At 70.7% G+C, this 12,582-nt stretch carries 14 protein-coding genes; 10 read left to right on the top strand and 4 right to left on the bottom strand.

Translation table 11 applies throughout. The features are described from left to right. Nucleotides 1-8: 8 nt before the first annotated feature. Together EDF23_RS13260 and EDF23_RS13255 are read right to left on the bottom strand one after the other, a co-directional pair. Nucleotides 9-1,772 (bottom strand): helicase-associated domain-containing protein, encoded by a 1,764-nt coding sequence (locus EDF23_RS13260; RefSeq protein WP_131921909.1) that lies wholly within the window; start codon nt 1,770-1,772, stop codon nt 9-11. Between the two features lie 28 nt (nt 1,773-1,800). Continuing rightward, nucleotides 1,801-2,046 (bottom strand): multidrug ABC transporter ATPase, encoded by a 246-nt coding sequence (locus tag EDF23_RS13255; RefSeq protein ID WP_111085216.1) that lies wholly within the window; start codon nt 2,044-2,046, stop codon nt 1,801-1,803. Between the two features lie 109 nt (nt 2,047-2,155). On the opposite strand from EDF23_RS13255, the gene EDF23_RS13250 reads away from it, so the two are divergent. Both EDF23_RS13250 and EDF23_RS13245 read left to right on the top strand, forming a co-directional pair. Then, nucleotides 2,156-2,533, top strand: a complete 378-nt coding sequence (locus EDF23_RS13250; RefSeq protein ID WP_131846066.1) for a cold shock domain-containing protein — start codon at nt 2,156-2,158, stop codon at nt 2,531-2,533. 4 nt (nt 2,534-2,537) lie between these two features. Continuing rightward, nucleotides 2,538-3,275 (top strand): DUF3027 domain-containing protein, encoded by a 738-nt coding sequence (locus tag EDF23_RS13245; RefSeq protein ID WP_131921908.1) that lies wholly within the window; start codon nt 2,538-2,540, stop codon nt 3,273-3,275. Between the two features lie 96 nt (nt 3,276-3,371). Here the strand turns inward: EDF23_RS13245 and serC are convergent, their stop codons facing one another. Then, nucleotides 3,372-4,487 carry a phosphoserine transaminase gene (serC, locus tag EDF23_RS13240; protein WP_131921907.1) on the bottom strand — a complete coding sequence of 372 codons (1,116 nt, stop codon included), beginning with the start codon at nt 4,485-4,487 and terminating at the stop codon, nt 3,372-3,374. Nucleotides 4,488-4,661: 174 nt separating this feature from the next. On the opposite strand from serC, the gene EDF23_RS13235 reads away from it, so the two are divergent. From EDF23_RS13235 to EDF23_RS13215, 5 genes are all read left to right on the top strand, one after another. Then, nucleotides 4,662-5,357, top strand: coding sequence for a metal-dependent transcriptional regulator (locus tag EDF23_RS13235; RefSeq protein WP_131846069.1), 696 nt, complete (start codon nt 4,662-4,664; stop codon nt 5,355-5,357). A gap of 177 nt (nt 5,358-5,534) precedes the next feature. Beyond that, nucleotides 5,535-6,578 carry a C40 family peptidase gene (locus tag EDF23_RS19745; protein ID WP_131846070.1) on the top strand — a complete coding sequence of 348 codons (1,044 nt, stop codon included), beginning with the start codon at nt 5,535-5,537 and terminating at the stop codon, nt 6,576-6,578. Between the two features lie 365 nt (nt 6,579-6,943). Beyond that, nucleotides 6,944-7,438, top strand: a complete 495-nt coding sequence (locus EDF23_RS13225; protein WP_111085210.1) for an HNH endonuclease — start codon at nt 6,944-6,946, stop codon at nt 7,436-7,438. A gap of 104 nt (nt 7,439-7,542) precedes the next feature. Further along, nucleotides 7,543-8,421 (top strand): CPBP family intramembrane glutamic endopeptidase, encoded by an 879-nt coding sequence (locus EDF23_RS13220; RefSeq protein ID WP_131921906.1) that lies wholly within the window; start codon nt 7,543-7,545, stop codon nt 8,419-8,421. After that, nucleotides 8,418-9,254, top strand: a complete 837-nt coding sequence (locus EDF23_RS13215) for a type II CAAX endopeptidase family protein (RefSeq protein WP_131921905.1) — start codon at nt 8,418-8,420, stop codon at nt 9,252-9,254. The genes EDF23_RS13220 and EDF23_RS13215 overlap by 4 nt, the downstream gene beginning before the upstream one ends. Nucleotides 9,255-9,415: 161 nt before the next feature. Here EDF23_RS13215 and EDF23_RS13210 read toward each other — a convergent pair whose 3' ends face one another. Next, complete coding sequence (locus EDF23_RS13210; protein WP_131921904.1) at nt 9,416-10,264, bottom strand: CPBP family intramembrane glutamic endopeptidase; 849 nt, start codon at nt 10,262-10,264, stop codon at nt 9,416-9,418. Between the two features lie 123 nt (nt 10,265-10,387). Between EDF23_RS13210 and EDF23_RS13205 the strand changes: the two genes are divergently transcribed. The 3 genes from EDF23_RS13205 (at nt 10,388) to EDF23_RS13195 (ending at nt 12,577) form a co-directional block, all read left to right on the top strand. Next, nucleotides 10,388-10,741: a metalloregulator ArsR/SmtB family transcription factor gene (locus EDF23_RS13205; protein ID WP_123293319.1), complete on the top strand. Its 354-nt coding sequence runs from the start codon at nt 10,388-10,390 to the stop codon at nt 10,739-10,741. After that, nucleotides 10,738-11,412 (top strand): cation transporter, encoded by a 675-nt coding sequence (locus EDF23_RS13200; RefSeq protein WP_131921903.1) that lies wholly within the window; start codon nt 10,738-10,740, stop codon nt 11,410-11,412. The genes EDF23_RS13205 and EDF23_RS13200 overlap by 4 nt, the downstream gene beginning before the upstream one ends. 61 nt (nt 11,413-11,473) lie before the next feature. Next, a complete protein-coding gene (locus EDF23_RS13195) occupies nt 11,474-12,577 on the top strand; it encodes an epoxide hydrolase family protein (protein ID WP_131921902.1) in 1,104 nt (367 codons plus the stop codon). Nucleotides 12,578-12,582 lie beyond the last annotated feature (5 nt).

Genomic DNA, 12,582 nt, shown 5'->3' with positions numbered 1-12,582 from the left:
CGTGCACCTCAGGCGTCGCTCTCGACCGCCACGACGAGCGACAGCGGCAACGTGCGCTCGACGTCGACGCTGGTGTCGCGCCCTCGGACGCGTCCGGCGGCGACCGAGGTCGGGATGATCGAGAACGGCCGTTCGGAGCCGTCCGGCATCCGCACCGTCAGCCGGATCGGCGTGCGTCCGCGCACGGCCAGGTCGATCTGCCGCCCGAGCCACTCCTGCTCGGGTTCCGCATCGCCGCGCTGGGTGGTCAGGCGGAGCCGTTCCACGAGTGCGTGCGCCGCCTGCTCCGGCGAGCGTCCGGTGGGGCTGCGCCGACCGGGAGGCCCGTGGTGCGTCTCGGGGCGGGCGCCGGTCGCGAGCACGGCCGGGTAGCGCTGGTCCTCGAGCGCGGTGTGCACGACGTGCGCTGGGTAGCGGGTGGTGAGCGTCGTCAGGTCGCTGCGCTCCCACGCCATCTGCCGGAGTTCGGCGTCGACACCGATCAGGTCGAGCTGGTCCGCGGTGCCGCGCACCACGGTGCCGACCCCGCCCTCGCCGCGGTCGACGACGATGCTGCCGTCGCGTCCGGCGACCTGGTCGACCAGGTAGGCGAGGGGCTGCGGGACGCCGGTTGACGACAGCCGGGTGAGCAGCGCCAGGACGTCGTCACGGGAGTGCCCGGCACGGAACGCCGTGCGCAGGGTGTCCTCGGAGATGCGGTAGCGGGCGGCCAGACCGGGTGCCTCGAGCACGGCGACCGTGCGCAGGGCGGCGTCGTCGACCGGGGCGAGGGGCCCGGGGGCGATCACCGTCAGGTCGTGCTGCAGGTACACCTGGCCGACGGTGCCGGGCAGGTCGTCCGCTGCAGGCCTGGCGTCACCGTCCAGCAGCGCGCGGCCGGTGCTCGTGACGATGCCGTCGACCGCGAGTCCGAGCGACGCGGCGGTGCCGGCCGCGTCGAGCAGCACGGCGTCGAGCCAGCGGGAGCCCGCCGGGTACGCCCAGCGGCCGAGTGCCACGAGGTCGCGCAGGTCGTCGTCGGCGAGTGCGAGGACCTCGTGCACCGCGGGGCCGAGGGTGTCCGCCCAGGTCGACACGAGGGTCGCCCAGCGGTCCGGCCAGTCGGCGACGAGCCAGTCCTGTCCGGCGTCGGTGACCGTCCACCGGCCGGAGCCCGGGTCGGCGAACCCGACCCGGTCGAGCAGTGCGAGGCGGCCGGGCACGACGTCGGCATCGGTGCCGATGCGCTCGGCCAGGGTCTTCGCGAGCGGCGTGCCGATGCCGCCCTTGACGAGTTCGCGGACGGTGCCGGCGTCCACCGCACGCAGCAGCTCGGCGAGCACGGTCATGCTCGAGAACGCCTGCTCCGCGCCGGTGGTGCGCGCGCGGTCTTGGCCGGCCACGTCGTCGGCGTGGGCGGCGCGGTCGGGGCGATCCGGGCCTCCCGTCGATCGCAGTGCCACGAGGTCGGGGTGGGCGGCCACGCGTGCGGCGACCGCGTCGTCGACGGCGCCGTCCTCGTCGGCCAGGCCGAGCGTGATCGCCGGACCGAGGCGGTCGGCGTCCCCGCCGTCGCGGAGCGCCAGGATCGTGGCGCGGGGCAGGTGCTCGACGGCGGCGTCGACGGCGTCGTCGGTGCGGAGCGCCTCGGCCAGGTCGAAGAAGTCGGTGATCCGTTGCGGACCGGTCTCGCCGAGGGCGGCCGGGGGCAGGCTCCGCGCAGCGACGAGTCGTTCGAGGGAGTCGTCCGGCAACGCCCGGAGTCGGGCGGCCAGGTCGGCGGTGGTCGTCATCGTCCGGTGCCAGCGTCCGGGGCGGACGTCAGCGAGCCGTCCGGTTCGCTCGTGCGCGGCGCGTCCAGGTGATGCCGAGGAGGGCGAAGACCAGGACCATGGCGATCGGGAAGCCGTAGAGCGGTATGGCCATGACCACCGGCCACGGCATCGTGCCCCGGGCGGCCGGAGCGGTGAGCCACATGATGATCATCGCGACGAAGCAGAGCAGGCCGAGGATGATGATCCCACCGATCATGAACGCCAGAGCGCGTTCGGTACGATTGAACGTCACCGGGGGTTCTGCGGAATCCTGCGGGTTCCCGGTTGATCGGGTCGGATTGGCCATCGACCCAGGATATCCGACGCACCACGGCCGTACCACGACCTCGAGGAGTCCACGCATGCCCACCGGCAAGGTCAAGTTCTACGACGACGACAAGGGCTTCGGCTTCATCACCGGAGACGACGGCGACCAGGTGTTCCTGCACGCGTCCTCGCTGCCCGAGGGCGTCGTGACCGTGAAGGCGGGATCCCGGCTCGAGTACGGCGTCGTGCAGGGGAAGAAGGGGTCGCAGGCACTGTCCGTGCGGCTCCTCGACCCGCAGCCGTCGTTGTCCCGGATGACCCGTCGCTCCGCAGACGACATGGCCGTGATCGTCGAGGACCTGGTGAAGGAACTCGACCGGATCAGCGGAGACCTCCGCCACGGCCGCTACCCGAAGAACGGCGATCGACTCGCCGCCATCCTGCGGCACGTCGCAGACCAGTTGGAGGCGTGACGCCATGACAGACAGCGACGCAGTACCTGTTGACGCAGCACCCGTTGACTTCACTGACCTGGCGCGGACCGCGCTGCTCGAGGTGACCCCCGAGTCGAGCATCGGCGCGCCCGTCGGCACCGTGGACGAGGGCGACGGCGTCGTCTCCGTCCTGTTCGCGAACCGCATGCCGGGCTACCCCGGCTGGCGCTGGACCGTCAGCGTCGCGAAGGTCGGCGACGAGGACCCCACCGTGCTCGAGGTCGAGCTGATGCCCGGCGACGGCTCGCTCGTGGCACCGGAGTGGGTGCCGTGGTCCGAGCGACTGGCCGAGTACCGGGCGGCGCAGGACCACGATTCGGACGAGGAATCCGACGACGAGGGCGACGACGACGAGTCGGACGACGACGACGACTTCGATGACGAGTCGGATGACGACTCGGACGACGACGAGGACGCCGACTACGACGACTCGGACGACGACGAAGCCGACGACGAGTCGGATGACGACGAGGACGACGAGGACTCCGAGTTCGAAGCGGACGAGGACGACCTCGACGAACCGGACGACGACGACATCGATGGTGTGGACGTCGACGCGCTCGCCGACACCGCTGATGCGGACGACGAGGACGTCGACGACGCCCCGCAGCCCCCTCGCCGTCGTCGCGCGCAGCGCGTGCAGCCCGTCGACCCGGACGCCGACCTCGACGGCGCCCAGCTCGATGCCGGTGAGGTCGACCCGGACTTCCACCGCTCCTGACACGCACCCGAACAACGACGAAGCACCACGGGATCCCGTGGTGCTTCGTCGTTTCCGTGGTGTTCGTCGCCGGCGCTGGCCCGCGCGACGGACGGGTCAGCGCAGGGCGTCGACCGTGAAGTCGATCGCCTGCACGAGCTTCGCGACGTCGTCCGGGTCGATCGCGGTGAACGTCGCGACGCGCAGCTGGTTGCGCCCGAGCTTCCGGTACGGCTCGGTGTCGACGATGCCGTTCGCGCGCAGGGTCGCGGCGACGGCCTTGGCGTCGATCGAGTCGTCGAGGTCGATCGTGGCGACGACCTGCGAGCGGGCTGCGGGGTCGGTCACGAACGGCGTCGCGTAGTCGACCGACTCGGCCCAGTCGTACAGCGTCGACGACGAGGTCTTGGTGCGGGTGTCCGCCCAGGCCAGGCCGCCCGACTCGTTGATCCACCGGACCTGGTCGTCGAGCAGCAGCAGCGTCGAGATCGCCGGGGTGTTCAGCGTCTGGTTCAGGCGCGAGTTGTCGACGGCGTTCTTGAGCGACAGGAACTCGGGGATGTACCGACCGCTCGCTGCGATGCGCTCGACGCGCTCGATCGCGGTGGGGGAGAACAGCGCGAGCCACAGGCCGCCGTCGGAGGCGAAGTTCTTCTGCGGGGCGAAGTAGTAGACGTCGGCGGCGTCCACGTCGAACGCGGCACCACCGGCGGCGCTCGTGGCGTCGACGACCGTCAGTGCTCCGGCGTCACCGGCGGCGCGGACGACCGGGGCCATGACGCCGGTCGAGGTCTCGTTGTGCGGGTAGGCGTAGACGTCGACGCCGTCGACGGGCTCGAGCGCGGCGAGCGATCCGCCGGGGGCCTCGACGACGTGCGGTGCCTCGAGCCACGGGGCGCCGGCGGCCTTGGCGAACTTCGACCCGAACTCGCCGAAGGACAGGTTCTCTGCGCGACGCTCGATGAGGCCGAACGCGGCGGCGTCCCAGAACGCGGTCGAGCCGCCGTTGCCGAGGACGACCTCGTAGCCCTCGGGGACCTGGAACAGGTCGGCGAGCCCGGAGCGGACGCTGCCGACCAGGTCCTTCACGGGCTTCTGGCGGTGGGACGTGCCGAGGATCGTGGCCCCGCGCGTCACGAGGGACTCGAGCTGCGCGCCGCGGATCTTGGACGGTCCGCAGCCGAAGCGGCCGTCGGTGGGGAGGAGTTCGGCGGGGATGACGATGTCTGCCATGCACCGATCCTACCGAGCGCGATCCCAGTGCTGGTGCGCCTGTACCGGCCGGACGGGGAGGCCTGGAGTGCTGTGGCCACGGCCCTCTTCTTGCCCCGTGCAAGTGTCGGTCGGAGTTCGTCGGTCCGAACAAGTAGGGTGGTGGCCGCTGGGCCCAGACATGAGAGGCGGACCGTGACCGATCTCGTCGACACCACGGAGATGTACCTTCGCACCATCCTCGACTTGGAGGAGGAGGCGATCGTTCCGCTGCGCGCTCGCATCTCGGAGCGCCTCGGCCACTCGGGCCCGACGGTCTCGCAGACCATCGCCCGCATGGAGCGCGACGGCCTGGTCGTCGTCTCCGGCGACCGCCACCTCGAGCTCACCGACGAAGGGCGCTCCCGGGCCACCCACGTCATGCGCAAGCACCGTCTGGCGGAGCGCCTGCTGGCCGACGTCATCGGACTCGACTGGGCGTTCGTCCACGACGAGGCCTGCCGGTGGGAACACGTCATGAGCGAGCAGGTCGAGGTCCGCCTGCTCGAGATGCTCGGCAACCCGACCGAGTCGCCCTACGGCAACCCGATCCCCGGCCTGGCCGAGATCGGCGGCCCCGCAGCCGCCGGGTTCCTCGACGGCGTGCAGAACATCGTCGCCGCGACCGAGGGCACCGACGCCGTCGCGACCGGTGTGATCCGTCGTCTGGGCGAGCCCGTGCAGTTCGAGCCCGAGCTCCTGCACCAGCTCCGCACGGCCGGCGTCATGCCCGGTCGTCTGGCGAGCGTGCAGCGCGCCGGGGCCTACGTCGCCGTCCGCGTCGAGGGTGAGGACTCGGGCATCGAGCTCCCCGTCGAGGTCGCGCAGCACGTGTACATCGAGCGGGAATGATTTCACGCCCCTGAACAGGGCTTCTTTACCGTTTCGTTACAAACGGCCCGTTTCATCTCGACAAGGTAACGACGGCCCCGTACACTCGTCGAGTCCCCGCGCTGCGCCTGAGCCGGAGACCCGTGGCAGGACGTCTCGAACCCGTCTCCTGCCTCGATCGGAAACGATGACGAACGGATGGGGTTGCACGTCGCCGGACACCCACGGCAGCGTGATGACGAGACGCCGGAGACCACACCCTTGACGCAGACCGGTTCCGCCGCGGACGACCAGACGCCCGCCAACCCGACGAACACCGAGAACGCCACCGACGCACCGCTCACCCGGCGGTCCGTCCGCCAGGCGGACACGCGCCCGACCCGCAAGGTCGTCCCGGTCCGCTCCGCCCCGCTCCCCGGTGGTCGTCGTGCCGCACAGGCCGCAGCCACCGCGACCGCAGCCAAGGCGAGCTCGTCGTCGCGCAAGCGCAAGTTCCTCGCCCCCATCGTCCTGACGGTCGCCGCCGGCATGTTCGGCACCGTGGCGGTCGCGCCGGCCTTCGCCGCGCAGACCTCCACCGGCACCGAGGCGGCGAACGCGCAGCGCCAGGTCCGTGCGACGGAGAGCCAGGAGTTCTCGGTGTCCGACGCCGTCGCACTGGCCGGCACGAGCCGCGACGGCTACGGCGCCACGTCGACCGCGACGCTCGACGCACGCGCAGCGGCCAAGCAGGCTGCAGCCGACCAGGCCGAAGCGACCGAGGCAGCCGCTGAGCAGGCCGAGCAGGCAGCATCGGCCACGCAGGCGGCGCGTGCCCAGACCGCCGAGCAGTACGCCTCGTACACCGGCCCGTCCGCCGCCGACTACGTGGCGAGCTCCAGCGCCGCGGACACCCCGTTCTCGCTGCCGGCCGTGGTCGCCACCGCCAAGCAGTACATCGGCACCCCGTACGTCTTCGGCGGCGCCGACCCGTCCGGCTTCGACTGCTCGGGCTACGTCATGTTCGTCTACGCCCAGTACGGCATCAACCTCGCGCACTCCGTGCCGCTGCAGGACCAGGCCGGCACCACGATCCCCGAGTCCGAGGCGCAGCCCGGCGACGTCGTCATCTTCAACAACGAGGCGCACGACGGCTTCTACATGGGCAACGGCATGATCATGGACGCCCCGAAGCCCGGTGGCTCCGTGTCGATCCGTCCGATCTGGACCAGCGACTACCACATCGTCCGCTTCGGCATCTGAGGCATCAGACCCGACCGCGGGGCATCGAACCCGTGAACATCGCCGAAACCGGCCCGCGCACCCTCGTGCCGGGCCGGTTTCTGACGTAGCCTGGCGCTGCACCGGTCCGCAAGGCCCCGAGCAGGGAGACCCCATGTCGTTGTTCCGCACGACCCGCACCATGGGTCGGCGCGCGCGCATCGACATACGGTCGACCACCGCCTGCGTGCACGAGCACGCCCCTGCATGACCAGAGCACTGCCCATCCGGGTGGTGCTCTTCGTGGTTCAGGGGACGTGTGCGCGAGCGACGGTCACCTGCGAAGGACCCCGGTCCGACGCACCCGCAGCGCCTGGAAGCCGTCCAGGCACGTCGGAAGGGAACCAATGCGCACTCTCGTCCTCAACGCCGGTTACGAGCCCCTCGCGGTGATCTCGTTCCGACGAGCCCTCGTGCTGGTCATGAACCAGAAGGCCTCCGTCGTCGCAGCCGACCTCGAACACCCGGTCACCGGATCGACCTCGAGCTTCGATCGGCCGTCCGTCATCATCCTCACCCGGTACGTGCGCATCCCGCACTCGAGACTCGTGCCGGTGTCGCGCCGCGGAGTCCTGCGCCGTGACGCCAACCGGTGCGCGTACTGCGACCGGCACGCGACGACGATCGACCACGTGCAGCCGAAGTCGCGCGGTGGGCAGGACTCGTGGGAGAACCTCGTGGCCTGCTGCCTGGCGTGCAACAACGAGAAGGGTGACCGCACCCCGCAGGAGATGGGGTGGCGGCTGCGCTTCCGCCCGAAGATCCCGCACGGTTCGTCGTGGGTCGTGCGCGGCATCGAGCGTCCGCAGGCCGAGTGGGACGAGTACCTCGTGGCCGCGTAGCGAGCCGTGTGCCCTCGTCCGTCGTCCCCCCTGACGCTACGCTCAGGTGAGGGCAGCTCAGTCGTAGCGCTCCGCCCGCTCACTCAGGACGAACGGACCCCGTCATGGACACTGCCCCTGCCCACCACAGTGCGATCGAGACCAACGGATGGCAGCGGTTCTGGAACCGCGGCGGCTGGTGGCGCGCCGTGCTGGCCGTCGTCCTCTACCTCGCCGTCTACGAGGGGCTCGGCTGGCTGAACGCCCACACGCTCGCCCGTGGCATCACCGCTGACGAGCTGTTCGCCACACCCCGTGGCGCCATCGTGGGCGTCGCCTTGCCGATCATCGTGATGGGGCTGTTGACCGTGGTCTTCGTCCGTACCCTCGGGTGGGGGCGCGAGGTCTTCGGGCGGCAGCCGCTGCCGGGGCGCGGGTGGATGTGGATCGCCGTGGTCCTGCTGCTCGTGCCGATCGTGATCCGGCTCATCGCGACGAACTGGTCGTCGTACTCGGTCTCCGTGGTCTTCGCGGTGCTGTTCCTCGGCCTGTGCATCGGGTTCGCCGAGGAGCTCATCGCCCGTGGCGTCGCCGTGAACCTCCTCCGACGTGGGCACCACACCGAGCGGACGGTCGCGCTGTTGTCGTCGCTGCTGTTCGGGCTGATGCACGCGTCGAACGCGATCGGCGGGGCGGCGTTGCCGACGGTCGCTGTGACCGTCGTATACACCTTCGGCATCGGCATGATGTTCTTCCTGTCGATGCGGGTCACCGGCAGCATCGTCCCCGCGATGCTCCTGCACGCCGCGACCGACCCCACCACGATCCTCGCCACGGGCGGCATCGACACCACCGCGGCGACCGCTGGCGATGCTGGCCTGATCGGCTTCGCCGGGATCTTCAACTTCGTCTACCCCGTGCTCGCGCTCTTGGTGCTCTTCTTCATCAAGGGTCGTGTCAGCGGTCGAGCCCCCGAGGCGCAGTCAGCCGGGGCAGCGGCGTGACCACCGACATCGGTCGACGCCGCGAGGTCCCGCGGCTGTTCTGGATCGCGCTCGTCGCCTGCGCGGTCTACGTGGTGATGGCCGCGGGGTTGGGGAACCTGCTCAGCGCCGCGGTTGACGGGGAGAACCACCCGATCGCCGACTGGCTCGCCGGTACCTGGATCCCGGTCGGCATCATGATCATCGTCGGGCTGTACTTCGCCCGTCGCTCCGGCTGGTGGAAGGACATCTGGCACGAGCATCCCGTTGCGGTCGGGCGTCCTCGGCGCTGGTGGTGGCTCGCCGCACCGTTGCTGTCTCTCGTCTCCACAGTGATCCTGTTCAGCCTCGTGCCGTGGTCCGAGGCCTCTGCCGGGATCATCGTCGTCGTCCTGATCGGGGCCCTCGGTGTCGGCGTCGGCGAGGAACTGTACTTCCGCGGGATCCTCGTCACCGCGCTCCGCGCGCACCACTCCGAGTTCGTCGTCCTCATCGTCTCCTCGGTCATGTTCGGCCTCGCGCACGTCGTGGGGTACCTGATCGGGGGCCTGCCGCTCGGCTTGATCCTGTTCCAGGTGGCGTTCATCAGCATGGACGGCGCCCTGTACTACGCCGCGCGCCGCGCAACCGGGCGGCTGTGGGTGCCGATGCTCCTGCACGGGCTCAACGACGCTGCGCTGTTCCTGCAGACCGCCGGGCGGAACCACGAGGGTGCCGAACCCCCGGCCACGACCGGGGTCATCGAGATCGTGCTGATCGCGTTGTCCGTCGCGATCGCGATCAGTGTCCTCCGCGAGACGCTCCGGGATCGCCGCGAACGCCGCGCGACCGCCGACACGAGGGAACCGCGCTGACGCGAAGCTCGCGCCGACGAGAAGTGTGCGCGCCCCGCGCGGGTCGTGCGCGGCGCTGAGCGAGCAGAAGGCGACGGGTGGAGGGTGGCGACCCGTCGTCTTGTGCTCACTCGATGACGGCCTGGAGGCACGTGGCGGGGCCGCCACGGGCCTCCAGGCCGTCAGGTGGGTGCGTTCAGAGCGCGCGCCCGGCGGCCCGGCAGGAGGAAGACCGCAACGATCCCGAAGGCGATGTAGACGAAGTTGAACAGCGACGCGAAGGTGACCAGCGCGGGCGATCCGCCGGTCACGACGGCGTGCGCATCGTTGATGCCGCCCGCCGCCATCAGGGTGGTGGGGTCGGTGAGGGCGTGCAGGAGCATCGGGACGATCAGCCACCGGCTCACCCGGAGCGCGAGGAACATCATCGCGCCGAAGCCCATCGCGTAGCCGACCGTCGCGAACACGAGCAGTGGGTTGCCCCCGCCGAGCAGGTTCTGCAAGTGGATCAACCCGAAGACGACCGACGACAGCACGTAGACCGCACGCTCGCTGTACCCGTGGTGTTCGAGCAGCTCGACCGTGAGACCGCGGGTGAGGAGTTCCTCGGCGAACCCGACGCAGAGGCCGAAGAACAGGATCGCGAGGACGAGTGCGGGGGTGAAGCGGGACCAGTCGGTGCCGGCGAGCTTCATCACCGGCGGGACGACGGTGATGACGACCGCGATCCACATCCACCGCGGGGCGCGTGCAGTGCGCCGGCGGAACAGGTGCGGCAACCAACCGAGTGAGCGCGCGAACAGCAGCAGGAGCAGGCCCATCAGGCCGATCGGCAGGATCGAGGCCAAGAGCACGCTCGCGGGGTCGCCGTACAGGTCGTCAAGGTCGATGAACGGCCGCACGAACAGGCCGATGAGCTGACTGATGCCGAGGTACACGAGCAGGTAGACGGCGGCGAGCAGGATCGATCGCCACCACCCGCCGCGTGCCCAGAAGCGTTGCCACGCGTTCGCGGTCGTCTGATCCGTCATGTGGTTCCCCTGTGGTGGTGTGTGGCGCCTGGCAGGTGGCAGACGGTCCCAGCCTGCCGTATCCCGGGTCCGCCTGCCGGGGTAGGGCACTCGATGCGTCAGCGTGTGCTGTATGGTCAGTGAATGCTGACCATAGCCCCGCGGCTCGACGTCATGCACCGGCTCGGCCGGGCGATGGCGGACAGGACGCGCTCCCGGATCCTGCTCGAGATGCTCGAAGCGCCGGTCTACCCGGGCCGGCTCGCGGCCGAGCTCGGGCTGACCCGGTCGAACGTCTCGAACCACCTCGCCTGCCTGCGCGGATGCGGCATCGTCGTCGCGGTGCCCGAGGGGCGCTCCACCCGGTACGAGATCGCCGACCCGCACCTCGGGGCCGCGATCCGCTCGCTCCTCGAGGTCGTGCTCGCCGTCGACGACGGCGAAGCGTGCACCGACGAGGACTGCGACGTCCCGCTCTGCTGCGGACCCGGCGCATGACCGACGCGACCGTCCGGGCGGTTCCTGATCGCCGACGGGTGCTGCAGCGACGGATCCGGTGGATCGTCGCCGCGACGATCACGTACAACGTCATCGAGGCGGTCATCGCGATCGCAGCCGGTTCGGTGGCGTCCTCGACCGCCCTGATCGGCTTCGGACTCGACTCCGTCGTCGAGGTCCTGTCCGCTGCTGCCGTCGCGTGGCAGTTCGCCGGGCCGGACCCCGAGGCGCGGGAGCGCGTCGCGCTCAAGGTCATCGCGGTGTCGTTCTTCGCCCTGGCGCTGTACGTCAGTGTCGACGCGGTGTTGACCCTGACCGGGGTGCGCGAGCCTGAGCACAGCACCGTCGGGATCGTGCTGGCGGCGGTCAGCCTGGCCGTGATGCCGTTCCTCAGCCTGCTCGAACGGCGGACCGGCAAGGAACTCGGTTCGGCGTCGGCGATCGCGGACTCCAAGCAGACCCTGGTGTGCAGCTACCTGTCCGCCGCGGTGCTGGTCGGGCTGCTCCTGAACACACTGTTCGGGTGGTCGTGGGCTGATCCGGTGGCTGGCCTGGTGGTCGTCGTGTTCGCGGTCTGCGAGGGGCTCGAGGCCTGGCGCGGCGACGCGTGCAAGCAGCCAGTCGCCGCCCTGACCGGCGAGCGCGCGGCCGACGCCTGCGACTGCTGCTGACGCGGGCTCGGGTGCGGTGACCGCCGCCCGGGTGTCGGTCCCGCTGAGTAGCGTCGCGGGCATGGGCGAGACACCGCAGATCGACGACGCGACCATCGAGGACCTCCGCGCGCGACTGCGGGCCACGCGCTGGCCGGACGCACCCGCCGGCGCCGGATGGTCGCTCGGGGCGGACGTCGACGAGCTCCGGTCGCTCATCGAGTACTGGGCCGACGGCTTCGACTTCGACGCGCACCGGGCGGCGCTCGCCGCACTGCCCAGCCGACGGCTGACGATCGACGGCACCGGGATCCACGTGCTGCACGCCCGAGCGGGCACGCCCGACGGGTTGCCGCTCCTGCTCGCGCACGGCTGGCCGGACTCCGGGTGGCGGTACCGCAAGGTCCTGCCGATGCTCGTCGAGGCCGGCTTCGACGTGATCGTGCCGGACATGCCCGGCTACGGGTTCTCCGACGCCCCGCCGCAGCCCATCGACGCCCGCGCAGTCGCCGGCATGTGGGCCGAGCTGATGACGGAGCTGGGATACGAGCGGTTCGCCGTCGCCGGCGGGGACATCGGCACCCACGTCGCCCGCTACCTCGCGCTCGACCACGCCGACCGGGTGGTCGCCGTGCACCGCATCGACGGCGGGCTGGCCTGGCCCGGCATCGACCTCGACACGTTGTCGCCGGAGGAACGCGGGTTCGTCGCGGCGACCGCCCGGTGGCGCGACGCCGAGGGTGCCTACGCGATGATGCACCGCACCAAGCCGCAGACCGTCGCGGTCGGCCTGAACGACTCACCCGCCGGGCTCGCAGCGTGGATCGTCGAGAAGCTGCGGTCGTGGAGCGACTGCGACGGTGACCTGTGGTCCGTCTACACGCCGGACGAGGTGCTCGCGCTCCTGACCGAGTACTGGGCCACCGGCACGATCGGCTCGGCGATGCGGATGTACCACGCAAACGCCGCGATCCCGGCCGACCAGCTCGCCCGCCGGGTCGAGGTACCTTCCGGGTTCTCGCTGTTCCCCGGCGACCTCGTGGAGCCGCCGCGCGCATGGCTCGAGCGGACGACGAACCTGGTGTCCTACCGGATGATGCCGCGCGGCGGGCACTTCGCGCCGTTCGAGCAACCGGCGCTGTACGTCGACGAGCTCACGACCTTCCTGGAGCCGTTCCGCCGCTAGAGTGG

This window comes from Curtobacterium sp. PhB128, assembly GCF_004340725.1.
Lineage (GTDB): Bacteria > Actinomycetota > Actinomycetes > Actinomycetales > Microbacteriaceae > Curtobacterium.
This window is presented reverse-complemented; position numbering and strand designations above follow the sequence as displayed.

Bases quoted from the DNA above. Each gene is read 5' to 3' on its own strand.
- EDF23_RS13205 (WP_123293319.1), top strand. From the start codon at position 10,388: ATGCTGACCATAGCCCCGCGGCTCGACGTCATGCACCGGCTCGGCCGG.
- EDF23_RS13250 (WP_131846066.1), top strand. From the start codon at position 2,156: ATGCCCACCGGCAAGGTCAAGTTCTACGACGACGACAAGGGCTTCGGC.
- EDF23_RS13245 (WP_131921908.1), top strand. From the start codon at position 2,538: ATGACAGACAGCGACGCAGTACCTGTTGACGCAGCACCCGTTGACTTC.
- serC (WP_131921907.1), bottom strand. From the start codon at position 4,487: ATGGCAGACATCGTCATCCCCGCCGAACTCCTCCCCACCGACGGCCGC.
- EDF23_RS13225 (WP_111085210.1), top strand. From the start codon at position 6,944: ATGCGCACTCTCGTCCTCAACGCCGGTTACGAGCCCCTCGCGGTGATC.
- EDF23_RS13220 (WP_131921906.1), top strand. From the start codon at position 7,543: ATGGACACTGCCCCTGCCCACCACAGTGCGATCGAGACCAACGGATGG.
- EDF23_RS19745 (WP_131846070.1), top strand. From the start codon at position 5,535: ATGGGGTTGCACGTCGCCGGACACCCACGGCAGCGTGATGACGAGACG.
- EDF23_RS13260 (WP_131921909.1), bottom strand. From the start codon at position 1,772: ATGACGACCACCGCCGACCTGGCCGCCCGACTCCGGGCGTTGCCGGAC.
- EDF23_RS13195 (WP_131921902.1), top strand. From the start codon at position 11,474: ATGGGCGAGACACCGCAGATCGACGACGCGACCATCGAGGACCTCCGC.
- EDF23_RS13210 (WP_131921904.1), bottom strand. From the start codon at position 10,264: ATGACGGATCAGACGACCGCGAACGCGTGGCAACGCTTCTGGGCACGC.
- EDF23_RS13200 (WP_131921903.1), top strand. From the start codon at position 10,738: ATGACCGACGCGACCGTCCGGGCGGTTCCTGATCGCCGACGGGTGCTG.